We start from the raw sequence: 23,108 nt of genomic DNA on the forward strand, positions 1-23,108 counted from the left end.
CCCCCTTATTCACCCGAACTCAACTTAATTGAAATCTTATGGAAGTTTATGAAATATGAATGGATAGAGATAGAGGCTTATCGGGACTGGAAAAGTTTAGTAAAGTATGTCAAAAATGTGCTAAAAAAAGTCGGAACCGAATATGTAATTAATTTTGCTTAAGCACTTACTTAAAATTCCTCATAAATCCGGGATGATTGGGGGGTTAGGGGAAACCTCCAGCATCGTGTTAAAAAAGAGTATTGTTATGATTCAGCGATAGTGTACGGAAGGGCTGTTCGCATGAAACGGTATGCCACAATGATTCTGTTTTTGGTTATTCCAGTTTTCGACACAGCCAAATTCAGCGTCTGAGACGAGGCGGAAGTGACACTCATCACAAACCTGGACAAAAGTTGTCACATTTGGGCAACCCTTTCATCACAAATCTCCATTAATCAATCGCTAATATTGGAGACATCCGCGATTTTTCAGCCAGTTATAAGTGAGGGGAAAGCTATGAAAATTATCTTAACAATTCGGTGGTTAGTTCAAATAATTGTTTTGCAATTTATTACTTTGTGCGTGGCATCCATACTGCTGCTTTGGTTTGCCAGATCCGGCTGGTAATCTGTATCCTGCTATAACTCTGTCAGCGAGTCTAGAATGGGCTTAGTAACGATTTCCTTTTGCCAAATATGGGCACCACTCTAGGCACACTTTTAGTTTTCTTTTTCGTTCTAGCAGCTTCTGGACTTAAACTAGATCGAGAATACGAACGCGGCGTCATCTTTCGACTGGGTAGAACAAAGGGCGTTATGGGGCCAGGGATGTATTGGATTATTCCCTGGATCGATCAAAAAATGCAGATCGATGTCCGTACCAAAACGGTAAATATTGAACCCCAAGAAACTGTTACGGCGGACAGCGTGACGATTAAAGTAAATGCTGTTCTTTATTACCGAATTCTTGACCCGTCAAAGGCTATCAACCGGGTTGAAGATTACAATATGGCGGTTTACCAAATCGCATTGACGACTTTACGGAATGTAGTAGGTCAAAATATCCTGGATGATGTCTTACAAAGCCGGGATAAAATTAATACTAAAGTCCAAGAAATAGTCGATGAAATCACAGAACCTTGGGGGATTGTGATTGAACGGGTGGAAATGAAAGACGTAGAAATTCCCCTGGCGATGCAGCGGGCAATGGCGAAAGAAGCGGAAGCAATTCGAGAAAAACGAGCCAGGCTCATTAAAGCAGCGGCAGAACAGGAAGCTTCAATTAAGCTAGCAGAAGCTTCGCAAATGATTATGAAGAACCCCGCTGTATTGGAGCTGCGACGCCTACAAATGCTGACAGAAATTGGGGCGGAAAATAACACGACGACAGTAATTATGATGCCGTCCGATATCATGCAAGCGGCAAAGAATTTGACTGCCGGGATCTCGAATGGCAATCAATCCGAGGTACGTCCTTTTCAACCGGAGGTAATTTTTACCGAGAAGCCAGTTCAGGATGACGCCCTCTAAGCCCTGTCATTAGCTGCAAAGCAAAGGTCTTAACAGGACGAATTCGCCGCAGCATCCATAAACCCAAGCGGCGAATTGCTACCACTGGCAACCAATTATTAGAAAACATCCGATCTAAGAAATCGGTAAAGCCTAAAATTGTTAGGTTTTCTTGTTTACGCCAGCGTTCGTAACGTTTAAGTACCTGTATATCCCCGATATCTTCCCCTAAATTATGGGCAGATTTTAAAACTTGGGCGATCGCTGCTGCGTCCCGAATCCCCAAATTCATGCCTTGTCCCGCCACTGGATGGCAACAATGGGCAGCATCACCAATCAAGGCGAGTCGAGGAAGCGTGTAGCGATCGCTTTGCATCAATTGCACCGGGAAAACATAGCGATCGCCTTCTAGTTCTAGACGCCCCAACAGTCCAGCAGTGCGTCGTTCCAGTTCCGCCAAAAACTCTTTTTCGTCAATTTCCTTCAAAGCTTTCGCTTCTGTATGCGGGGCAGTCCAAACAACCTGACAGCGGTTCCCCGGTAGCGGTAGAACCCCCATCGGGCCACTAGGCCAAAAGCGTTCGTAGGCGATATTCTGGTGGGGTTTTTCTGGTTTAATCGTTGCCACCACACAGGATTGCCAGTAATGCCATCCTTGGGTGCGGATACCAGCGGCTTCGCGGATGGGCGATCGCGCCCCATCCGCCGCTACCAGCAAGCGCGTTCTGATTTTGGATGTTTGCTTCCCCTGATCGCCCCCGCTGTTTGAGGGGGGATTGGGGGGGATCTCCGAGGTTTGGGAAGGTTGAATTTTAGAGTGGGGAACTTCCCCTGTGACGACAATCTCTATCTCTACCGCGTCAGCTTGATAGTCTGCACTTACCACTTCCGCCGGACACAACCAAGACACATTCGGGCAATCTCTCAAGCTATCCTGCAAAGCCGTCAGCAGCACCCGATGTTCCGCCCCATACCCTAGCCTTTCTGTCCCTAAATCTTGGGGAGAAAATTGCACGATGCCGGGATAATCGGCGTCAGATAAGCGAATTTGTTGAAATGCATTGATTTGAGGCAGTATTTTATCCCAAACACCCATTCCCTCGAAGATGCGGCCTGACATTAGGGATATGGCATAAGCGCGTCCGATGGCAACAGCAGCAGACTGGGGCGATCGCTCAATCAATGCTACCCGCAGCCCAGAATCTTTTAAGGCACAAGCGAGAGTTGCCCCAATAATTCCACCGCCCACAATCGCTAAGTCGTAGTCAAAGCCTTGCTGGGCTGCCGATGTCTGCGGCGACGAAATTGTTTGAACGGTCTGTTCCAGCGCCATTGTTAACAAAATTAGTCAAAACAATAAGAATATTTACTATTGTGACGCGAACAGAGGGAGCAATCAAGTTGAGAAGCGCGATGTCTAGTAAACAACCGAATCCCCAGGCTCTTTCCTTGCCCTTGGTGGCTGGGAATTCGGTTTTTGGACGCCAACAAGTATTGGGTTAGGGAGAGGACAACACACCGATGCTCTGGATGCAGTTTGGTAGAATAAAAAATTACCCCACTAATTGCTTTGCACTTAGTGGGGGATGCATAACGAGGAAGCTTGCTAAAGGTTAGGCATCTGAAGTAGCTTCCTCTTTCTTATTAGCGGTCTCTAGAAGAGATGTTTTGAAAATCGGTGCAATGTTTAAGACTGATTTCATACTCTCAAAGGGCACAACTTCAGACTACTTAGCACCCATTTCGATTACAGCACTGCGGGTGAAATTAATCCGCTCTTCAAAGTCCAGTTGCTTGATTTGAGCAACAAAATCGTTGGTTTCTTCGGGCAGTTGATAGTCAGAAGGCACCGTAATGATTTCACCTTTGTCCATGCCTTGTGCTAACCGGAGCCACACATCCAGCTTAGAGCTAGAACTTACAGCTTTATAGGCACGGCTAATATCAGTATCGGCTCGTGAAGCGATGTCGCGTTGCGCCTGTAGCTGTTCTTCCTTGGGCATTGCCAGGATTGCATGGTATAAGGCGGCAGCTTCTTCTTGGGCAGAAGTGGCATTTGCTGGTGTCAGTTGGTCTTTGATGTCGAGGTAGCCGAACCACAGGATGGCAAGCTGAGTATCTACATCAAAGCCCTGAAACTTTTGTAAGGCTTGTTTGCTGGTGTCGTTGGTAGTAAATGTCATTTATGAATCTCCGATTGTTTTGCTTTAATGACAGCTCAGGGAACTGAGCCGCTGAAACAAGTTCGTTTTGCCTCAATATTAAGATTTAATAAGCTGGCGACCGGAGATTAACCTCGCTTAAGACAGAGATAGCGATCGCGCCTGAAGACGGATGTAGAGACACGCGATCGCTCTTAAGGCAGGGAAAACAGAATTCCCATCAATTAGCCATTCACTAAACTCAGAGACATCAGCTCATCCGCCATCTCGAAGTTAGCGGTAACGTTTTGCACATCATCGAGTCCTTCTAGGGTGTCAATCAATTTGAGGAGCGATCGCGCCTGCTGTGAATCGCCAACTTCCACCGTATTGTTAGGAATCCAGCGCAGTTCCACCTCGGTGACTTTAAAGCCTTTCTCCTTTAAGGTTCGCTCTAGGTTCTCCAAATTTGCCACAGAGGTAAACACGTCGGCTCCCTCCGTATCCTCCTCCTGTGTCAGTTCGTAGGACTCAGCACCCCCTTCCAGGGACGTCTCCAATAGCTCCTCTTCGTCAACCACTCCTTGCAGGATACAGACACCTTTCTGCTCAAACATCCACGAGACGCAGCCGGTTTCACCGAGATTACCGCCATTTTTGCTAAAAGCCGCTCTCAAATCAGCGGCAGTACGATTGCGATTATCGGTGAGCGCTTCCACCAAAATTGCCACGCCGCCGGAACCATAACCTTCGTAGCGAATTTCTTCTAGCTGAGCGCCATCCGCTCCCCAAGTCCCCGCACCTTTTGCGATCGCTCGTTCAATATTCTCATTCGGAATCCCAGCCGCCTTCGCCTTATCAATCGCCGTGCGGAGTTGAAAATTACCTGCTGGGTCTGGTATACCACTGCGAGCTGCCACAATAATCGCGCGAGCTAGCTGAGTGAAGGTTTTGCCCTTCACTGCATCCACTCTCGCCTTCTGACGCTTAATATTTGCCCACTTACTATGTCCAGCCATAGACTGAAATTATTTATACGATCGTCCAAACATAGGATAAACAAAAATCAACCGTACTTCATACCAAGCCTATCCGCTTAGGAGGATGCCTGAAAAGTCATAATCGAGACGCTTAAACGGTAGAGATCCCCCTAAATCTCCCGATAAATTGGGGGTCTTTGAGAAACTTATCCCTTCTTTTTAAGGGGGACTGGGAGGATAAAATCAACTTTTGACACTTCTCAGACATCCTCTTAATCTTGTTTCTATACCCTGCGTAGCCAATAGCTAAAGCTTTACTTTAAATCAATCAAGCAGATGTTTTAGTTTAAGCAAGAAAATTATAAGTGTAAAAAATATTTGCAAAAACCAATTGTTTTTAAGCAAAAAGATGGCTTTTAGTCGCTGATGATGAGTATTTTAAAGCTGTTTCGGTTCAAAATTGGGCATTCAATTATGTCAGTTGGATTTAACGGGTCTAGTAATTTTTTCCAAAACCTGTGGAGTTTTTTGAGCCGGGGGTTGCTATTAAGCATTGTTCTGTTAGGATTGGCAGGATGTCAGCTACAGTCGGGGCGTTCGGAAGCCGCGGATGTCATCCGACTGACGTTGTGGCAAGGGGTGAATCCGCCGCCGAATCGGGATGTGTTGCAGTCGCTGGTGGACAAGTTCAATCAGGCGCATCCGAAGATTCAGGTGGAATCCCTTTATGTGGGACAAGCGGATCAGCAGTTACCGAAGATTTTGGCAGCGGTAGTGGGAAATGCGCCGCCGGATCTGTTGTGGTTTAACGCAACGCTGACGGGTCAGTTAGTAGAATTGGATGCGATCGCGCCTATGGAAAATTGGCTGGCGCAATCCCCCGTCCGCGACGAAATTGACCCCGCCTTGTTTGAATCAATGCAGTACGCGGGTCATACTTGGTCGGTGCCGTTTGGGACGAATAATGTCGGAGTTTTTTATCGTCCCAGTTTGTTTAAGGCAGCGGGAATCACCGAGTTGCCCAAAACTTGGGACGAATTGCGGCAAGTTGCTCGTACTTTAACCCGCGATACAAATGGCGACAAGCGCATCGACCAACACGGGATGTTTTTGCCCTTAGGAAAGGGAGAATTTGCAGTATTCCTTTGGTTGCCATTTATGTGGAGTGGCGGCGGTGAGTTGGGAAATGCTCAAGGGCAAGAAGCTTCTGCGATCGCTTTAGCTAACAATCAAGGCGCGATCGCTGCCCTTCAATTTTGGCGCAATTTAATTGAAGACGGCTCAACCATTCTGTCTCTACCAGAACGAGGCTATGAAACCGATAACTTCCTTGCCGGAAAGGTCGCAATGCAACTGACTGGCCCTTGGACGCTGGGGCAACTGAAAGCCACTGGCGTTGATTTTGGCGTTTTCCCCATCCCAGCACAAAAAGAACAAGCTACGGCGACGGGGGGCGAGAATCTGTTTATTTTAAAAACAACCCCAGACCGAGAAAAAGCGGCATGGACGTTTGCTGAATATGTTGCGGGAGAGGAATTTCAGACCGAATGGGCACTCGGTACCGGCTACCTACCCGTAAATCTGAAGGCGCGGCAAAGTGCCAAATATCAAGCCTTTGTCGCCGAACAACCGGCAGTGAAAGTGTTTTTAGAGCAAGCAAAGTTTGGGCGATCGCGTCCTATCTTCACGGGTTATAATCGGGTTTCCGAAAATGTCGGCAGAGCGCTGGAATCTGTCTTACTCGGCAAAAGTTCGCCCCAGGAAGCACTCAAAAACGCCCAGCAGCGGCTAGATTTGATTTTTAAGTAATTTAAACGCTTTCGGTACAGCAAATTTGTCAAGACGCCAAAGTATCCCCTCTTAGCAATCCGAAAGCGTTTCCCATTATTGACACTGCCTACAATCTAGCAGCACAGACGGCGGCTCCAATGAGTCCCACTCGCGGATTTAGCACAATATGCACCGGCATTCTTTCGAGTAACGGACTCACGCGACCTTTGTTCAGAAAGGCATGGAGGAAACTGCCTTCTTGAATCAACGGCAGAATTTTGGCGGCGATGCCACCAGCAACGTAAAAACCGCCATAAGGTAATAGTTTGATAGCGAGATTCCCGGCTTCGGCACCGTAAGCTTCCACAAAGATTTGCATCGTTTGTTCGCACAAGCGATCGCTCTTTTCCAAAGCAGCTTTACCAATAATCGCCGCAGGATCGATCGTCTTGTCTTTCTGCCCGATCTCTTGTTCCCAGTTTCTAATCATCTGCCCAATTTCTGACGATTCCTCAGCAATTTTCCGATCTCTTAGGAACTGGTAAATTGAGACGATGCCTAGACCGGAAACCACTCGCTCGACTGAAATTCGCTGAATATTGTGCTTATCGAGCAGATATTTCAACAGCTGAAATTCTAACTCCGAGCGAGGTGCAAAGTCAGCGTGTCCGCCTTCCGAGGGGAACACTTTATGGGCGTTGGATGCTAAGCGGATTAAAAACCCTTGTCCTAAGCCGGTACCCGCACCAATCACGCCAATCGGGGCGTCTTCCTGATGCTTGCCAGCTTGCAAAGTGTACAAGTCTGATCCAGTTAAACCCAAGACACCATAGCCAACGGCAGCGAAATCGTTGATTAAACCAACCGCAGCGATTCCCAATTGTTGCTCCAGCCGTTTGCTATCAAGCGACCAAGATAGATTGGTCAGGATAGAGGTGTTGTTGACAACAGGACCCGCGATCGCAAAACAAGCTTTTTCCGGTTTCGGTGTCTCGCCGAGTTGTCCAGCCGCTGCCGTCAAAAACTGCCGCACCATTGGCACCAAATCGGGAAAATTGCCACTAGGGAAAATCTCCTCATACAGAGTTTGCAATAATTCCCCAGAATCAGACGCTTCTACCAAGCGCAGAATCGTCTTAGTACCCCCGATATCCCCTGCTAATAACAATCCCATGACCTTAATTAAACCGGATGACTTTTTCAGTTTGACTCAAGTGAGAAACATCTCCATTGAGTTCCATCACCCATTCTTCACCATCGCGCACCAGCTTAACCAAACAACACAGCGCGGCGTTTACTTCAGTTTCGGCTGTACCCCCCCGGATACCGAGAGTTGCACCCAGCACTGATGCACCGTGACCCACCAATAAGATATCTTCGGAAAACTCAGATGCAAGGCGTCTTGCGACTTCCCCAGAGCGTTCCATTACTTCTTCCCCAGTTTCGGGATAATTCGCGATTACGCGAGAAGTGTAACTGAGGTCAATTTGGGGAAATTGCTCGTGCAATGCTTCCATTGACAATCTTTCAGGCATCGCTGGTATCCAGTGAGGATTTAACCATTCGCTTAAGCCAGACTCAAGTTTGATGGGTAAATTCAGCACTTGTGCAACTTGGTGCGCCGTTTGTACCGTTCGCAGGAAGGGCGAGGCAAAAATATGGGCAATCTTTTCTCCCTTCAGGCGCTGCGCGAGTTGTTTGGCTTGTTCCACGCCGTCCTCAGACAGGGGTGGATCGTAGGGACGTTCGGCGGTTAAGAACCAGTCGGGGTTCACGAAGTCGAGGCGGTTGGCGTGTCTTGCAATCCAGACGGTTTGGGTCATGGGTTTAGGGGATAATGAGCAAAGAGCAAGCCGGATACGATTTCACCTAAAGGTCGCCGCCAATCAATTGTTGGAAGTGGCAGCTGGCTCCAGACGCGAACTGACAAGTCAGCGCTTCGCTATCGCTAGCTCGTCTTCTATAATCTAAAATCCAAAATGGTAGAAAGCGATGGCGATCGCAGCCTCTTGAGCAAGCTGCCAATTTAATATACTCTGCAAAATCAATCTCAGTCGTTTCTCCCAAGTTTTCCAAGCGGAATAGACAGACCGGATTCTCCTCAAACTGCGATTACCAGGTTTTCTGGCACTTTGCGCCCAGAAAGTCATCCTTTTGCTTAAGAAAATCCCTATTTTTCGGCTTTTCGCTCTCAGACCTGGTGCAATAATGTAATACCGCGATCGCGTCCCTCACTGATGAGAGCAATTGCTCAATTGGAGTTGCTAACGCTTCGTAATACTTTTTCCTGGAGACCAAGGTGCCGCGAGCATCGTCCTACCCCCACCTATCAATGTCGCTGAGTGTCAGTAAGCATCTGCAAGATTTTTCTCATTTTGTTTCTCAAGATGCAATTATCCGATGGATTCGTGGGTACCCTTTTACTAGCTGATGTTGAAGGAAACGGCACGGGAACCCCCCTCTTGGGATAGACACAGCTCCTTTCAGAAAGGTTACAATAGTTTACAATTGCGATCGCTTTAAATTATCGCTCTGATTCAAGACTCAGCGCTATGAAAACTGCTCAGACCTCTACAGATACCGTCCGTGCTTACTTGCGAGAAATTGGGCGCGTTCCCCTGCTCACTCACGAGCAGGAAATCCTTTATGGGAAACAAGTACAGCGCTTAGCCACCTTGCAGGAAGTAAAAAATTCACTCTTGTTGCAGTTAGGACACGAGCCAACCGATGAGGCGTGGGCTTCTTCAACTGGGTTGTCAGAGAAAGAATTACAGCAGGCGATCGCAGTGGGTGAAATCGCCAAGCGCAAGATGGTCGAAGCCAACTTGCGGCTCGTTGTCTCGGTTGCCAAAAAGTACATCAAACGTAATGTAGACCTCTTGGACTTAATCCAGGAAGGTACAATGGGAATGCAGCGGGGCGTCGAAAAATTTGACCCCACCAAAGGCTACCGATTTTCCACTTATGCGTATTGGTGGATTCGGCAGGCGATTACTCGCGCGATCGCAGAAAAAGGACGCACCATTCGCCTCCCCATTCACATCACCGAAAAACTCAACAAAATTAAGAAAGCTCAGCGCCAACTTGCTCAAAACTTGGGACGAGCTGCTACAGTCGGCGAACTCGCCGCCGAACTAGAATTGACCCCCAAGCAAGTTCGGGAGTACCTAGAGCGGGCGCGTCAGCCCCTTTCTTTGGATCTGCGTGTCGGAGATAATCAGGATACAGAACTGGTAGAACTACTGGAAGACACCGGCCCTTCCCCAGAAGACTTCGCAACTCAATCTTCCCTCCAAGTTGACTTAGAAAAACTAATGTCAGACTTAACTCCTCAACAACGCGAGGTATTAGCGCTGCGGTTTGGTTTAGCCGATGGACAAGCCATGACGCTGGCAAAAATTGGCGAACTTCTCAACATCAGTCGGGAACGAGTACGGCAAATCGAACGGGAAGCCCTCTCCAAGCTTCGCAAGCGCAAAGCCGATATGCGGGAATATATTGCGGCTAGCTAATTGAGGAGTCAGGACTGAGGAGTTAGGACTGAGGACTGAGGGCTGAGGACTGAGGAGTCAGGGATTAGGAGTCAGGGCTGAGGAGTTAGGGCTGAGGACTGAGGACTGAGTAGCCAGTTTTAAGTTTTGAGTATGAACTTTCTCAGCACTTAATAAAGGTAAAAGAATCCGCCGTTTAAAGTTCGGTTCTGCCCACTGTGACCCCGGAAGGAGCCTGCTAAATTAAGGGTATTAGAAGGATTTACAACTCTCGGAACCCGTTTCCGAGTCGATCGATAGAACAAGTATTGAGCAGCGATCTACCCTGGTACAAGGATTTGAGAGTAGCTGCCTCTAGAAAGTACGGAGAAACAAAGTGAACAACCCGTCAAATCGAGTCTCAGAGTTCTTTGAAGGTGAGTCGGAAGGCGGCAACTTGCTTTGGCAATACGTCCAATCCATGAGTCCAGAGACGATTACTCAGCTTTCCAAACCCGCGTCTCAGGAAGTATTTCAGGTGATGGAACGCAATATTGTTGGGCTGTTGGGGCACCTACCACCAGAACATTTTGGTGTAACGATCACCACCAATCGTGAAAACTTAGGGCGTATGCTGGCTTCGGCGATGATTAGCGGCTATTTCTTGCGGAACGCCGAACAAAGAATGACCTTTGAAAATGCCTTGACAGGTGCTACTGAAGTCAATGTATCTGATGCTGAATAGGCAAATTGAGCGGCATCAGCGCCAGTTCCGATGATTGTACTGCAATTGCAGCAACAAAGCGGCTCGGCAGACTGGGAAGTCAGTCTGCCGAGTTCTGCTATTTTGGAGTTTAGGCGATCGCTTCTAGCCTGGTACTCCCAAAACGGTCGAGACCTCCCCTGGCGTCACCACCCCGACCCCTACGCCATCTGGGTATCGGAAATCATGCTCCAGCAGACCCAGGTAAAAACAGTTATTCCTTACTACCAGCGGTGGTTAGCCCAATTTCCCACAATTGAAACCCTCGCCGCTGCTGACTTGCAGCAAGTCCTCAAAGCTTGGCAGGGACTCGGTTACTACGCCCGTGCCCGTAATCTGCACAAAGCCTCTCAGGAAATTATCCAAAGTCACAACGGAATTTTTCCTACCCACCTATCAGACGTTTTAGCTTTATCCGGGATTGGACGCACCACCGCCGGGGGCATCCTCAGCGCCGCCTTCAATCAACCCGTGGCGATTCTAGATGGCAACGTCAAGCGGGTTTTAGCGCGGCTGGTAGCATTGCCAATGCCACCAACAAAAGCAACAAAACCACTCTGGCAGCTCTCAGAGAGCCTCCTCGACCCCGAACAGCCCAGAGATTTTAATCAGGCGCTGATGGATTTGGGAGCCACTATCTGCACTCCCCACAACCCAGCCTGCAACAGATGTCCCTGGATGTCCCACTGTCGCGCATACAATTTGAATATTCAGTCAACTTTACCCATGCGCGAAACCTCTTCCCCCATCCCCCACAAAAACATCGGCGTTGCCGTTATCTGGAACGAGCAGAAAGAAATTCTCATCGATCGCAGACCCCAGAACGGTCTTCTGGGAGGTCTTTGGGAATTCCCTGGCGGCAAATTAGAGCCTGGTGAAACCGTCGAGGAATGCATTAAAAGAGAAATTCAGGAGGAATTGGGCATTGAAATTGAAGTGGGAAAACATCTCATCACCATTGACCACACCTATACCCACTTCCGCGTCACCCTCAACGTCCATCACTGTCGCCACCTCACAGGCATTCCCCAACCGATCGAATCCGATGAAATCCGCTGGGTGACACTGGACGAAATCGATCAGTTTCCCTTTCCCAAAGCGAACATCCAAATTATCGATGCCCTGCGGCAGGCTTAGAATTTTCTAATTCGATTTACGAACCGCAAAAACGCAAAGGACGCAAAGGACGCAAAGAAAAGAGGGAATAGGGAAGAGTGCGATCGCACTCAATCTTTTTTATAAAATTTTTAGTATCATTCTGACTTCCAGACGACTTTACGCTGGCGGTAAGATTAAAGCCAAGGCACAATTTAGAATCTCTTTTTTATTAATGAGTTGTTCTAATTCTTCTGGCTCATAACGTCCTTCTTCTACCTCTAGGGAAGCCTCATCAATAGCATTCAAGTAGGCTTCTTCTAGGGTTTCAACCAACTCTTCTGGCGCTAGGTAGTGACCTCCTGCTTTACGACGCTTATTTTCCCTCTGAATTTCTCGAACAGAATTGCGAATCGAGACTTCCCAAGAACGAGTTGTGCGACTTTCAGCTTGCTGTTTAATTAGATGCAGTAGCAGAATCACTGCATAACTACGAATCGTCTTAACTATATCGTTTCGGCTCATTTCTTCGAGTTCTTCTACAATCGCTAACGATCCTTGGATGTCACCCTTTAGTAGCAATTCTTTAAGGTCTAATAGTTCTTCCATAACGGCTGATTTAATCCTCAGTTGTTTCTATGGGATTTTGAAGCGATCGCTCATCTGCTTGGGCGTGGCAACGTTCCAGCTTTTCACTCACCTTAATAGTTCTTGGATGCTCTGTCCCTAAGCATCCCTCAAAAATCTCTAAGGATTGGTTGTAAAAGGTGTCAGCCTCATCATATCGCTCTTGAAATTCGCAGAGCTAAGCTAGGTGGTTGAGGGTTTTAGCTACATCAGGATGCTTCTCTCCATCCAGGCGTTTCCGCATTTCCAATGCTTGCTTGTATAACGGTTCGGCTTTCTCATCACCTTCAGAGGTAAATCAACCGAACTAAAGTCAAAGCGATCGCCCTCTTAACCCGCGACGGCGGGTTTCGTTTGTATAGCCGCGATTTATAATCGCCGGTGCTTCTGAGACCACCCAACCAACTTCGTACAATAAAGAAGCAACTCGCACTAGCCATTCTTGATTGTGAAGCAAGCCTCAAGCGGTTCCGCCCCTAACTTTCAGCCTTGTCAGATTGTTTGTTTAGACCATGAAAATACTCGTCTGTACGCTGACGTGATACAAGTTGTCGATTCACGGCAGATATGCTGGGTGCGTCCTTTGATGCTTACTATCGTTTCAGACGATAATGCCAACGTGTTACCAACGCTGTACGATTTGCGTCAGGGTGCCGATTTAGTATGGCCTGTAACGTTGTTTCGACCAGCACTGGATACCGAGGTGATTCCCCTGTTAATGCAACTGGACGCCCCAGATGCGACAGCGGACGCCTCTGAGGCCCATCGGCAACTCAGTTGGTTTGTCCGCCAAGTTTGGCAAGCCAATCAGAGTGATTTTCAGGCTTCGTAGCGAATTTCAGCTTTTCTGATGCGTTGAATCGCTTCGTGCATCCGTTCATCTGCCACGGTGAGGGCAATCCGAAAAAAGCCTTCCCTAGCAGCACCAGACCCGTTTCCAGGGGGCACGATCGGACCGCATTTCTCCAGTAACAGGGTGACAAATTCCGTTGAAGTATAACCTTTGGGAACAGGTACCCAAATAGAGAGGGTTGCTTTGGGAGACTCAATGGGCCATCCTAAAGATTGCAATCCGTCAACGATGATATTACGACGGTTTTGGTAAACTGACATCACCGCTTGGCGTTCTTCTTCTGAGGTTTCAACGAGCAGCGATCGCTGCTCGTTGAATTGCCTTAAAAATGCCAGAATCTACATTGGTTTTAACTTGTCCCAGTCCCTTAATTTCGGTAGGATTCCCCACAACAAAACCAACCCACCCGGCGGTCATCTTGTAAGACTTAGATAAACTTTGAAATTCTATATTTAAGCCAGCGACACCCAAGCGGCGTTCCATCCAATCCGCAGCAGCTTTGCGGTATTCTTTAGTTCTCCGATCGGGGGGATAGTTATGAGTCGAAAGCTCGTTAATCGCCTCATGCATCGCCTGGACAATATGCGCTGGCGTCGGACGGTCTGGATCGCCAACTCCAATGTTGATGATGTTCACCCCTTTGGTGACCGTTTCATGCTGCTTGCGATTAATCTTGGCAAATAGGTAGGACGGGGTCTTTTCTAAACGTTTGGCAAACTGCACGACGATTTAACAACTGAAAAAAGAGCAAGTAGAAACAATTAGACAGTTGACCGCCAGGTGAGTCAAACGGATGAGAAGATTGATTTAGAAAGATTCCAACGGCACAAATATTGTCTCGTGCCCTCGACTAAATCTACCTTAAATTTTTAATGTCTTTTATGCACTTGGTACCAGTTGAATTCGACCGGCATCCATCTCTGACATGAGTAATTCCAGTGCCTCATAATCAACGTCAGAAATGTGACCCATTCTGGTCAATTCATAGTTTATTTCGTTCTCTATATCTGGAGTTAATTTCTTAATATAGAGAGCTTTTTCTACCAGTTGACGAATCGCGTATGTAGTTCTCATAAAAACCGATAGAACTCCGCATTTAAAAATTATCGTTTGAATATATAGATGAACCAGTGATCTAAAGCTAGACTGTAAAGTGATCTAAATCACTGTGGGTTTCGCCGCAATTGCCGCTGATTTTTTAAATAATTTCCGACAACTCCATGAAGCTCCGGAGTTGATGCTTTATAGCAATAATATTATCGTTAATGAGTTTTAATCGTGTGAAGAATAGCAGCAGATGTCCGTTTGAAGACCTAAGCCCCTGCCTTGCAGAAATGCGCTTCGCATAGGATTATACAAAGAATACATCCGTCTTTGGTTAGATGCATCGATTGTAAAAGATGGATAGAAGGATTTTCTTAATATAGAACTTATAGAAAGTCCGTATTAGAGAACACGTTCTCAGGCAATCTTATTGAAAACTTTATATAAAAGGAGGTAACTAATGAAGATTTAGCAAATTACCTAAAAGGGGGTAGGCAATATCATATTTACCGTTTATTGTCGAAGCTATTACACAAATTTTTGTTTAGAGTTGAAACAGGATATTGTCATGCAAAATACGCTAGTTCGCCCCAACGTTGCAGTTATTCGCCCCCAAGGTCATATCAACGCATCGAATGCGGTTGAGTTCCAAGGTCAACTCACAGCAGCTGTTTCTTCACCCGATCAATCCATTGTGCTAGTTGATATGGCGCAAGTAGAGTTCCTCGATAGTGCTGGCTTGATGGCGTTTGTTTCGGCTCACCGTTTAGCACACAGTCTAGGACGGCGGTTTAGCCTCTCTTCAGTGTCGCCCTCCATTCGGATGATTTTTGAACTGGCTCAACTTGACGGAGTCTTTGAAATTTTAGAAAGTCCTGCCGCCTTGGAAGCAAACATTGGAGTATAGGAACAAGGAAATACTTCTAAAGGAAAAACTGAGAGGTTAAGCGCGGTTGCTGAGTGCTAATCCTGAATTGGTGCTAGGGTTGAATCTGAGGCACTGGAAGCAGGGAGCGTTTTGCAGTGGCGATCGCAGTCGAGAAACTACTTACAGCAGAGATACAGAAACCAGCTCGTTATTTGGGAAACGAGCTAGGAGCCGTCCACAAACCTTGGGAAGCGGCGGCAGTACGGTGGGTTCTGACCTACCCAGAAATCTATGAAGTGGGTGCATCGAATCTTGGGCATATTATTCTCTACAACATATTGAATGCTCAATTGGGGCAGCTGTGCGATCGCGCATATCTACCAGCCCCAGATTTAGCGGCGAAACTCCGAGAAACACAGACGCCCCTATTTGCCGTGGAATCGCGGCGAAGTCTTACAGATTTTGACATTTTGGGCTTTAGTCTCAGCTACGAGCTAGGAGCCACCAATATCCTGGAAATGCTTGATTTAGCCGGGATTCCTCTGACGTGGCGAGAAAGGCTCACCAGCACAGACGCAGGGGAAAGTGAAGAATTTCTCTGGAATTATCCCCTGATTTTTGCTGGGGGACAGACCGCAACCTCGAATCCCGAACCTTACGCAGACTTTTTCGATTTCTTGGCTCTGGGAGATGGCGAGGAAGTGCTGCCAGAAATTGGCTGGGTAGTGGAAAAAGCCAAAAAAGCTCAACTCAGTCGAGAACAACTATTGTTGAATTTGGCACAAGTACCCGGCGTATATGTGCCTCAGTTCTATGACATGGCAGAAGATGGCTCAGTCCATCCTAATCGCCCGGATGTACCCCAGCGGATTTTACGGCGAGTTGCTGCCCCCCTGCCAGCTTATTCCATCGGGCTAGTGCCTTATGTAGAGACAGTCCACGACCGACTGACCATTGAAGTGCGGCGCGGCTGTACTCGCGGTTGTCGCTTCTGCCAGCCTGGAATGCTGACTCGTCCGGCGCGGGATGTGGAACCGCAGGAAGTCGTAGAGGCAATTGAAAAGGGAATGCGGGCGACGGGATATAACGAGTTTTCCCTACTCTCCTTGAGTTGTTCGGATTATCTATCTCTACCGGCGGTGGGGATGGAAATCAAAAATCGCCTCAAAGATGAAAATATTTCTCTCTCTTTACCCAGTCAACGGGTAGACCGATTTGATGAAGATATCGCGAATATTCTGGGCGGGACGCGACAAAGTGGGCTGACTTTCGCGCCGGAAGCTGGAACCCAGCGGATGCGGGACATTATCAACAAGGGGTTGACGAACGCAGAATTGCTGCGAGGGGTGAAAACCGCCTACGAGCAGGGCTGGGAAAAAATTAAGCTGTATTTTATGATTGGTCTGCCTGGAGAGACGGATGTAGATGTGGTCGGCATTGCCGAAACTATCCGTTGGCTACACCAAGAATGTCGGACTGAAGGCAGAAAGCGTCTGCATTTCAACCTGACGATTTCTAACTTTACGCCGAAGCCTCACACGCCTTTCCAGTGGCACTCTGTGTCTACAACTGAGTTTCAACAGAAGCAGAAACTTCTCCGCGACGAGTTTCGCGGGATGAGGGGGGTGAAGGTAAACTTCACCGATGTGCGACTTTCGGCGATGGAAGATTTTATTGGACGGGGCGATAGGCGTCTGGCATCAGTGCTGCGTCGTGCTTGGGAACTGGGTGCGGGGATGGATGCCTGGTTTGATAGTGTGGAGCGGGCTTTTGCGGCTTGGGGAGACGCGATCGCAGAATCCGGCTTAACCTGGAAATACCGCCTTGTTGAAAATGGCGAATGGAACTGGGTGGAGAATCGGAATCAACCGCTACCCATTGACGATTCCCAATCCCCAATTCCCAATCCCCAATTCGATGCGCCGTTGCCTTGGGATCATATCGATACGGGAATTGATAAGAACTGGCTAATCGCTGACCTGAAACGGGCTTTAGAAGCTGCGATAGTGCCGGATTGCTCGTTTGAAGGCTGTTCTCACTGTGGCATTTGCGGGTCTGACTTTGGGCACAATATTGTTATCAAGCCGCTGCCGATTCCAGAATTTGCCGGACACTTCACGCCGAATACAGATAGGGTGCAGCGGTTGCGGGTTTGGTTGGGTAAGCTGGGCGATATGGCGCTGGTGAGTCATCTAGATTTGGTGCGCCTGTTTGACCGTGCTGTGCGTCGGGCGGCATTGCCAGTTGCTTTTACGGGCGGGTTTCATCCCAGTCCCCGCATTTCTCCAGCGAGTGCGCTGTCATTGGGATCAACCAGTGAAGGTGAAATTGTGGACTTTGAGCTAACCCAGGCGATGGATGTGGCGACATTCCAGGAGAAGTTAGCTGCCCAGTTGCCGTCTGATATCCCGGTTTATCGGGTGGCAGATGTTGATTTGAAGGCTCCTTCCGCGACTCAGTTGTTGGAAAAAGCCGAGTATTTGATTGCGGTGGCAGCGGTTGAGTCTGCGTCACCAGAGGAGTGGCAAAGCTGGGTAGAGGCGATTAAAGCCACTGAGAGCATTTTAATTGAGCAAACGACGAAGTCTGGGAAGAAGAAACAGATAAATCTGCGCGATCGCTTGTTTGAATTGGAGGTATATGAACCTCAAAGAAGCGCCAGCGAAGCGAAGGGCAATATCCCATTAGCTTGCCAAGAAAAAGCGGCAGAAGGCGTTGTTCTGCGCTATTTGGGCAGTTGTCAAAATGATGGAACTGTACTAAGACCGGAGCATATCGTCTTGATGTTGGAGCAAGTGACGGGGCGGGAGTTTCAGCTGTTGCACGCTCACCGACGTCAGCTGCTTCTGAAGGATTGATTGTCGAATCGGGATTCCTACCTTTGGCAACATTCGCCTACCGCTATCGGAACAACCTGAGTTTATGTTGTTCTGGGAACGGTTTAACAACCCAGCGCCCCACTTTTCCAGCAAAACACGATGGTTGCTAGCAGACACATCAGCTAAAGAAGTGGCGTGCCAGTCCATCTCGGTTATGCCATCTGTATTGATACTAGGGTTTAGTTAATGGAACTAGCAGGAAAGTCTGGCAGGCAAATCAAGCCTGTCAGCTTCGGATGACTGAAATTGGTGTTTCGCGATTATTGCGATCCAGAGTATCCAAATTCTGGTTCTCTGGCTAAGTTTGGGAACGAAGAACAAACCTTCAACTTTTAATTAAGCCCAATGAGTGTGCGATCGCTCTTGCACGACTCTTTGATAGACTGCTTCAGTTTGTTTCGCTATCTTCGACCAGCTGAACCGACGCTCTAAATCTTCATAAGCGTTGTCAACTAGCCACTGGGCGTAACCTGGATTTTTTAGCACTTCTAAAATGCCCCAGGCGAGAGAATCCCAGTTGTTCGTCTGGGTAACAACCCCAGTCTTCGTGTGTTGCACGACTTCCGGTAAACCCCCCGTGTCTGATACCACAACGGGCACGCGGGCGGCAAAGCTTTCTAGGGCAACAATGCCAAAAGGTTCGTAGAGGCTGGGAAATACGGCGCAGTCAGCAACGGTTTGGAATTTATCTAGGTCAGCATCTGACATAAAGCCGGTGAAATAGCAGTCGTCCCAAATGCCTAAATTCCAAGCTTGCTGCTTCAAGGGGTCAGTATTGCCGCCGCCAATAATCACAAATTTGACATTGCCCCCCATTTCCCAAAGGACTTTCGGGGCAGCATTCAACAACACGGAAACGCCCTTTTCGTGGGACATTCGACCCACATAGTAAACAATTTTCTCCCGATCGTCGGCAAACTGACGACGGAAGTTCAACGCATCAAACTCGTGCCAGCGTGGTTTTTTTTCCGGTCGGATGCCGTTGTATATGACATCCATTTTATCCCAAGGAGTTTCTAGCGCTCGTTCTCCTTCTTGGCGCATATAGTTGGTACAAACAATAATCCGCCAAGAGTTATAGGCGAGAAGTTTTTCTTTGCCGCTAATGTAGCGGTGGTCGTCGTTGTAGATGCCGTTGTAACGACCAAATTCTGTGGCGTGAATCGTAGTAATCAGCGGCACTTTAAAATTGTGCTTGAGAGCGATCGCGGCATCTCCCACTAACCAATCGTGGGCATGGATCAAATCGAACGGGCCATCTTCCATCATCAGCTTCCCGCCATGAATCCCCATGCTCTGGTTCAAATTCACGACCCAGTGAAAGAAATCATAACCGTAGCCCACTGGCACCCGATGCACGTGGACGCCATCTACCACCTCGTACAGCGGCGCGTGACCAAACTCCACTGTTAGCAAGTGGACTTCATGCCCTAGTTTTATCAGTTCTGGATATAACTCCCCTACATGGCGGGCAATTCCTCCGACAATGCGCGGCGGAAATTCCCAAGTCAGGACTAGAATCTTCATTTCCCCCAATCCCCTCAATTCAGTTACAAATCGCTACAGATCGACATAGTTCTAAAAATTATAGTCTCCTAGTTGGGACAATGAGGGTGCGATAGATTTAAATAATCTTTTAACCCTGAGCAAACATAAACACTCAATCTATTTCTATTGTTGCTTTTATTTGAGGGATAAACAGTTAATACAATAAGAAGTAAGAAAAGAATAAATTATGAAATGTAAAGCCAAGAATTTATTCCTTTTCTGGCTCTATACCTCAATCGCTTTCAGCCTACCGCTAGCTTTTGAGGTACTGCGAATAGACATTTCAAGAACAAAGTTTGTCCCTAAATAAACTCTAAAAGACACTTCAATTGCCTATCCGGTTTTTCCACAATAATTCTCAGATTAATTAAGCACCCCAGAACGATGCTCTTACCCATTGGTTTAATAGTGAAAAAGAAGGCATTATTTGCCATCTATATTGCCATTTGGGAACATCTCTGACTTCCGTGGGAATGCGGATGTTGCCGGGTTGATATGAAATTGCTCGGTACGTGCGATCGCATAGTCTGCCGCTAGATGGGACAAAAGACGAATTTAAGTTAGAGAAATCTGTTGGCGAAATGCCTGCCAAGCCGCGATCGCTTGCTCGTTCGAGGCAACTCCTTTTTGCATCAAAATAACGCCATCTTTGAAGCCAATGATGCCATACTCCCCACTACCAGACAGCCGATCGATCGCGGGAACACTCTGTTGCAATAATCCCCGTTCTTCGTTGAAAGCAGCTTGATACTGCTGTGCTTGCCACAAATCAGCAATAATGTAATCCACATTGACCACTTCACCAGCATCATTGCGGAGTTGCAAAGAAGGAAAGCGGATGATTTCGCGGCGACCCGAAAGATGGGGTACAAGATAGGTGGTAGTCGCTACACTAGCATCAGGCGGAATCTGAGCCAATAAAGGGCGAACTTGGCTGACGTGTTCCCACTGCCGCGTCACGGGAATATAAACCAAAGGCTGAATCGACTCTGGGATCAGGAAGTAAAAAGTCCGATTAGGGTTTGAAGTGAACGTAAAAAATATTGAAAGGCAGAGACAGACGATCCAAAAACGCCGAAACGACGGCGAAACCGATTTGGGATAATTATCTGCAACCTCAGCCTCATCCCTCTCAGCCTCATCCCTCTCTGATGTCTGAGCTTTTCGCCCCCCTTTAAAATCTCTTATCCAAATTCTAAAGTCGCTTTGCCCTGCCCACCAGAGAATCGCCCCGTAAAATAGCCCCGGCACGATTGTCATCGCATAGCGAATATTAATGGCGAGAACCGACTGTCCTTTACCTAATAAAAGTTTCAAGAGGGGAAATCCCGCTACCATCCAAGAAGCAGGAGAAATTGCTGGCACAAAAGCCAGGGGCAACCATTGACCTAATAAATACTTAATCGTGCCAAAGAAGGGTGAAAACAGCTCGACGATGAGCCGCCAGGGGTTACTTACCATTCCCCAGATAATTTCCAGGGTAGAAGCTTCTTCTCCATCCGCATATTGCCCAAACCGCTCCATCATAAACCGCTGAGAAATATCCTCGGAGAACAGCGGCATGATCAGATTGGTGAGGACAATCATGTAAGCAAAACTGAGAGTACAGACCGCAAGACCCGCCTTGGGATAGCGTTTGCTCAGGATCATGTAAAACCCGATACTAAACAGACTCACACCCGAATCTTCCCGAACCGCCAGAATCAAAACCGCCAGCACCCAAAATAGCCACCACCAGCGCTTTTCCATTGCCAGGAGCAATCCAAAGGTAAAGAGGGGAATTTGGCAAATATCGTGGAAATTAGCTAAGGTAGGGCCAAGAACAGCGTTAGCGCCGTAAAAGCTGATAGTAATTAGGGCAGAAATCCCCGGTTCCAGATGCTGTCGAGCAAGGACGTATAGAACCAAACCGGCAGCGGTTACGAGCGTAACTTGCAAAACAGTGAGCGTTGCGGGTGACGGAAACAGGGCATACAAGGGTAGCCACAGCAAAAGGGCTGGGGTGAAGTGTTGCCCTAAGCGATGATAAAAAACTTCTGGGACTTCGCCATTGTGGACGACGTTGGTAGAAAGCTGCGAAGAAAGAGAACTCTGAAAGAAGCGACCGTGAATGCCGTTCCAGAAGACTTGGTTAAAGATGCCTTGATCGTAGGAGGAATAAAAGGTGAAGTGCCGATGCAGGGTGAAAAAGAGAGCAAACAAAAAAAATGCGATCGCTGCACCCATCACCATCCGTAACGCTGGCTGCTTGTGTAATTTCAACAACATCACTCACAATCGTTTATAAATGTTAAATAGATATTAAATTGAAAGCGGATCTTCGCTTCTCGTCCACTCTCAGTCAATACCCCTAAGAATTAAAGTGTCATCGGTTGGTTCCCAGTGCTGAAACCAGATTACATAAAGGCAGCTCTTGAAAAACCTACCCATTCTGAAGCGTCGCTACAGCTACTGCTGTTTGTCGATGAGCGTCCGAGTTCGCGTAAACAGATCCAGCAAATCCAAACGTATCTGGAGAGCTTAAAGACCGAGGTTCCTTTTGAACTTCAGATGGTCGAGGTCGGAGAGCAGCCGTATTTAGCCGAACACTTTAAACTGGTGGCAACCCCAGCTTTGATCAAGATTCATCCGGAACCCCGACAGACGCTAGCTGGGAGTAATTTGATCGCTCAATTGAAGAATTGTTGGCCTCGCTGGCAGCTGTGTGCCGAAGAATATCAGGAGACTTTAGCACAGGACCGGGAGACAGATTCACCGACCACCGCAGAAACCTCAGCGATTCGGTCTGTTGCTCATTCCGCAGAACTGATTCAACTGTCTGACGAAATTTTTCGCCTCAAGAAAGAAAAAGAAGAACTGCTAGAGCAGCTACAGTTCAAAGACCGGGTACTCGCTATGTTAGCTCACGACCTGCGGAGTCCCCTCACAGCCGCCTCTCTAGCAATGGAAACCTTGGAATTAAGCTTAAATTCAAACAATAGCAACAGACACGCCAAGCTAACACCAGCACTGACCGAGCAGTTAAGCAAGCAGGCTCGTACCCAAATCCGCGTGATGGATCGGATGATCGCAGATATTCTGCAAGCCGCCAGGGGTACGAGTGCCCAATTGCATATTCAACCGCATAAGTTGGACTTGGGGGCACTTTGTCATGAGGTCATTAATTCACTGAAAGCTCGGTGTCAGGGGAAATCTCAATGTTTGGAAACCGATATTCCCCAGGATTTGCCCTATGTCTATGCGGATGAAGAACGGGTGCGCCAAGTGATAGTCAACCTTCTGGATAACGCGATTAAGTACACGCCGGAAGGTGGCAGGATTCAAGTTGCAATGCTGCACCGCACGACTCAGAAAATTCAGGTGAGCGTTGGCGACACGGGTTTTGGTATCCCTGCGGAGAATCAAGAGCGCATCTTTGAAGATCGCTATCGCCTAGAGCGAGATCAAGAAAGAGACGGGTATGGGATTGGTCTTGGCTTATGCCAGCGGATTATTCGGGCGCATTATGGGCAGATTTGGGTAGACTCAAATCTCGATAAGGGGAGTATTTTTCACTTCACGCTGCCAGTTTACAGATAAT

At 47.8% G+C, this 23,108-nt stretch carries 21 protein-coding genes and 2 pseudogenes; 10 read left to right on the plus strand and 13 right to left on the minus strand.

The genetic code is table 11. From position 1 onward, the window contains the following. Positions 1–162, plus strand: a 162-nt coding sequence (locus tag NDA06_RS12855) for a transposase (protein ID WP_190985828.1), incomplete at its 5' end; no start/stop codon positions are given. 515 nt (positions 163–677) lie between these two features. After that, the gene (locus tag NDA06_RS12860) at positions 678–1,511 is read left to right on the plus strand and encodes a slipin family protein (protein WP_190412174.1); all 834 of its coding nucleotides are present in this window, start codon (positions 678–680) and stop codon (positions 1,509–1,511) included. Here NDA06_RS12860 and NDA06_RS12865 read toward each other — a convergent pair. From NDA06_RS12865 to NDA06_RS12875, 3 genes are all read right to left on the minus strand, one after another. Further along, positions 1,477–2,823 carry an FAD-dependent hydroxylase gene (locus tag NDA06_RS12865; RefSeq protein WP_190985829.1) on the minus strand — a complete coding sequence of 449 codons (1,347 nt, stop codon included), beginning with the start codon at positions 2,821–2,823 and terminating at the stop codon, positions 1,477–1,479. The genes NDA06_RS12860 and NDA06_RS12865 overlap by 35 nt on opposite strands. Positions 2,824–3,217: 394 nt before the next feature. Next, on the minus strand, positions 3,218–3,673 hold the full coding sequence (locus NDA06_RS12870) for an orange carotenoid protein N-terminal domain-containing protein (RefSeq protein WP_190412172.1): 456 nt from the start codon (positions 3,671–3,673) through the stop codon (positions 3,218–3,220). Positions 3,674–3,876: 203 nt separating this feature from the next. Continuing rightward, positions 3,877–4,650 (minus strand): YebC/PmpR family DNA-binding transcriptional regulator, encoded by a 774-nt coding sequence (locus NDA06_RS12875; protein WP_190524909.1) that lies wholly within the window; start codon positions 4,648–4,650, stop codon positions 3,877–3,879. A 435-nt stretch (positions 4,651–5,085) separates the two neighbouring features. On the opposite strand from NDA06_RS12875, the gene NDA06_RS12880 reads away from it, so the two are divergent. After that, positions 5,086–6,420, plus strand: a complete 1,335-nt coding sequence (locus tag NDA06_RS12880; protein ID WP_190524911.1) for an ABC transporter substrate-binding protein — start codon at positions 5,086–5,088, stop codon at positions 6,418–6,420. 88 nt (positions 6,421–6,508) lie between these two features. On the opposite strand, the gene NDA06_RS12885 is transcribed toward NDA06_RS12880, so the two are convergent. After that, positions 6,509–7,555: a glucokinase gene (locus tag NDA06_RS12885; RefSeq protein ID WP_190985830.1), complete on the minus strand. Its 1,047-nt coding sequence runs from the start codon at positions 7,553–7,555 to the stop codon at positions 6,509–6,511. Between the two features lie 4 nt (positions 7,556–7,559). Then, on the minus strand, positions 7,560–8,204 hold the full coding sequence (locus NDA06_RS12890) for a histidine phosphatase family protein (RefSeq protein ID WP_190985831.1): 645 nt from the start codon (positions 8,202–8,204) through the stop codon (positions 7,560–7,562). Between the two features lie 729 nt (positions 8,205–8,933). Between NDA06_RS12890 and NDA06_RS12895 the strand changes: the two genes are divergently transcribed. The 3 genes from NDA06_RS12895 to mutY all read left to right on the plus strand — a co-directional run bounded on the left by NDA06_RS12895 (position 8,934) and on the right by mutY (position 11,751). Beyond that, a complete protein-coding gene (locus tag NDA06_RS12895; RefSeq protein WP_190412167.1) occupies positions 8,934–9,893 on the plus strand; it encodes an RNA polymerase sigma factor, RpoD/SigA family in 960 nt (319 codons plus the stop codon). A 355-nt stretch (positions 9,894–10,248) separates the two neighbouring features. Beyond that, the gene (locus tag NDA06_RS12900; protein WP_190412166.1) at positions 10,249–10,596 is read left to right on the plus strand and encodes a DUF760 domain-containing protein; all 348 of its coding nucleotides are present in this window, start codon (positions 10,249–10,251) and stop codon (positions 10,594–10,596) included. Positions 10,597–10,626: 30 nt separating this feature from the next. Next, positions 10,627–11,751 (plus strand): A/G-specific adenine glycosylase, encoded by a 1,125-nt coding sequence (gene mutY / locus NDA06_RS12905; protein WP_190985832.1) that lies wholly within the window; start codon positions 10,627–10,629, stop codon positions 11,749–11,751. A 138-nt stretch (positions 11,752–11,889) separates the two neighbouring features. On the opposite strand, the gene NDA06_RS12910 is transcribed toward mutY, so the two are convergent. The 3 genes and pseudogenes from NDA06_RS12910 to NDA06_RS12920 all read right to left on the minus strand — a co-directional run bounded on the left by NDA06_RS12910 (position 11,890) and on the right by NDA06_RS12920 (position 12,793). After that, a complete protein-coding gene (locus NDA06_RS12910) occupies positions 11,890–12,318 on the minus strand; it encodes a DUF29 family protein (RefSeq protein WP_190682853.1) in 429 nt (142 codons plus the stop codon). Positions 12,319–12,328: 10 nt separating this feature from the next. Beyond that, a pseudogene (locus NDA06_RS12915) lies at positions 12,329–12,496 on the minus strand (tetratricopeptide repeat protein); the annotation flags it as partial. A 153-nt stretch (positions 12,497–12,649) separates the two neighbouring features. Beyond that, positions 12,650–12,793 (minus strand): hypothetical protein, encoded by a 144-nt coding sequence (locus NDA06_RS12920; RefSeq protein ID WP_190412163.1) that lies wholly within the window; start codon positions 12,791–12,793, stop codon positions 12,650–12,652. Between NDA06_RS12920 and NDA06_RS12925 the strand changes: the two genes are divergently transcribed. Next, on the plus strand, positions 12,785–13,168 hold the full coding sequence (locus tag NDA06_RS12925) for a hypothetical protein (protein ID WP_190412162.1): 384 nt from the start codon (positions 12,785–12,787) through the stop codon (positions 13,166–13,168). The genes NDA06_RS12920 and NDA06_RS12925 overlap by 9 nt on opposite strands. Here NDA06_RS12925 and NDA06_RS12930 read toward each other — a convergent pair. Next, a pseudogene (locus NDA06_RS12930) lies at positions 13,156–13,912 on the minus strand (aminotransferase class I/II-fold pyridoxal phosphate-dependent enzyme). The gene NDA06_RS12925 and the pseudogene NDA06_RS12930 overlap by 13 nt on opposite strands. A gap of 156 nt (positions 13,913–14,068) precedes the next feature. Further along, entirely contained in the window at positions 14,069–14,263 is a 195-nt protein-coding gene (locus NDA06_RS12935; RefSeq protein ID WP_190412161.1) for a hypothetical protein, read from the minus strand. Positions 14,264–14,801: 538 nt separating this feature from the next. On the opposite strand from NDA06_RS12935, the gene NDA06_RS12940 reads away from it, so the two are divergent. Both NDA06_RS12940 and NDA06_RS12945 read left to right on the plus strand, forming a co-directional pair. Then, positions 14,802–15,140 carry an STAS domain-containing protein gene (locus tag NDA06_RS12940; RefSeq protein ID WP_190429570.1) on the plus strand — a complete coding sequence of 113 codons (339 nt, stop codon included), beginning with the start codon at positions 14,802–14,804 and terminating at the stop codon, positions 15,138–15,140. Between the two features lie 116 nt (positions 15,141–15,256). Then, on the plus strand, positions 15,257–17,959 hold the full coding sequence (locus NDA06_RS12945) for a TIGR03960 family B12-binding radical SAM protein (protein WP_190985833.1): 2,703 nt from the start codon (positions 15,257–15,259) through the stop codon (positions 17,957–17,959). A 357-nt stretch (positions 17,960–18,316) separates the two neighbouring features. Here the strand turns inward: NDA06_RS12945 and NDA06_RS12950 are convergent, their stop codons facing one another. From NDA06_RS12950 to NDA06_RS12960, 3 genes are all read right to left on the minus strand, one after another. Continuing rightward, positions 18,317–19,507: a glycosyltransferase family 4 protein gene (locus NDA06_RS12950; RefSeq protein WP_190412157.1), complete on the minus strand. Its 1,191-nt coding sequence runs from the start codon at positions 19,505–19,507 to the stop codon at positions 18,317–18,319. Positions 19,508–19,951: 444 nt separating this feature from the next. After that, positions 19,952–20,074: a hypothetical protein gene (locus NDA06_RS12955; protein ID WP_277877544.1), complete on the minus strand. Its 123-nt coding sequence runs from the start codon at positions 20,072–20,074 to the stop codon at positions 19,952–19,954. A gap of 9 nt (positions 20,075–20,083) precedes the next feature. Further along, on the minus strand, positions 20,084–21,796 hold the full coding sequence (locus NDA06_RS12960) for a DUF2079 domain-containing protein (RefSeq protein ID WP_190985834.1): 1,713 nt from the start codon (positions 21,794–21,796) through the stop codon (positions 20,084–20,086). A 114-nt stretch (positions 21,797–21,910) separates the two neighbouring features. On the opposite strand from NDA06_RS12960, the gene NDA06_RS12965 reads away from it, so the two are divergent. Next, positions 21,911–23,107: a histidine kinase gene (locus tag NDA06_RS12965; protein WP_190436131.1), complete on the plus strand. Its 1,197-nt coding sequence runs from the start codon at positions 21,911–21,913 to the stop codon at positions 23,105–23,107. Position 23,108: the final 1 nt, after the last annotated feature.

Origin of the sequence: Trichocoleus sp. ST-U1 (assembly GCF_039961835.1) — a bacterium.
In the GTDB taxonomy this organism is placed as follows: domain Bacteria; phylum Cyanobacteriota; class Cyanobacteriia; order Cyanobacteriales; family FACHB-T130; genus FACHB-T130.

Bases quoted from the DNA above. Each gene is read 5' to 3' on its own strand.
- NDA06_RS12860 (WP_190412174.1), top strand. From the start codon at position 678: ATGGGCACCACTCTAGGCACACTTTTAGTTTTCTTTTTCGTTCTAGCA.
- NDA06_RS12865 (WP_190985829.1), bottom strand. From the start codon at position 2,823: ATGGCGCTGGAACAGACCGTTCAAACAATTTCGTCGCCGCAGACATCG.
- NDA06_RS12870 (WP_190412172.1), bottom strand. From the start codon at position 3,673: ATGACATTTACTACCAACGACACCAGCAAACAAGCCTTACAAAAGTTT.
- NDA06_RS12875 (WP_190524909.1), bottom strand. From the start codon at position 4,650: ATGGCTGGACATAGTAAGTGGGCAAATATTAAGCGTCAGAAGGCGAGA.
- NDA06_RS12880 (WP_190524911.1), top strand. From the start codon at position 5,086: ATGTCAGTTGGATTTAACGGGTCTAGTAATTTTTTCCAAAACCTGTGG.
- NDA06_RS12885 (WP_190985830.1), bottom strand. From the start codon at position 7,555: ATGGGATTGTTATTAGCAGGGGATATCGGGGGTACTAAGACGATTCTG.
- NDA06_RS12890 (WP_190985831.1), bottom strand. From the start codon at position 8,204: ATGACCCAAACCGTCTGGATTGCAAGACACGCCAACCGCCTCGACTTC.
- NDA06_RS12895 (WP_190412167.1), top strand. From the start codon at position 8,934: ATGAAAACTGCTCAGACCTCTACAGATACCGTCCGTGCTTACTTGCGA.
- mutY (WP_190985832.1), top strand. From the start codon at position 10,627: ATGATTGTACTGCAATTGCAGCAACAAAGCGGCTCGGCAGACTGGGAA.
- NDA06_RS12910 (WP_190682853.1), bottom strand. From the start codon at position 12,318: ATGGAAGAACTATTAGACCTTAAAGAATTGCTACTAAAGGGTGACATC.
- NDA06_RS12935 (WP_190412161.1), bottom strand. From the start codon at position 14,263: ATGAGAACTACATACGCGATTCGTCAACTGGTAGAAAAAGCTCTCTAT.
- NDA06_RS12940 (WP_190429570.1), top strand. From the start codon at position 14,802: ATGCAAAATACGCTAGTTCGCCCCAACGTTGCAGTTATTCGCCCCCAA.
- NDA06_RS12950 (WP_190412157.1), bottom strand. From the start codon at position 19,507: ATGAAGATTCTAGTCCTGACTTGGGAATTTCCGCCGCGCATTGTCGGA.
- NDA06_RS12960 (WP_190985834.1), bottom strand. From the start codon at position 21,796: ATGTTGTTGAAATTACACAAGCAGCCAGCGTTACGGATGGTGATGGGT.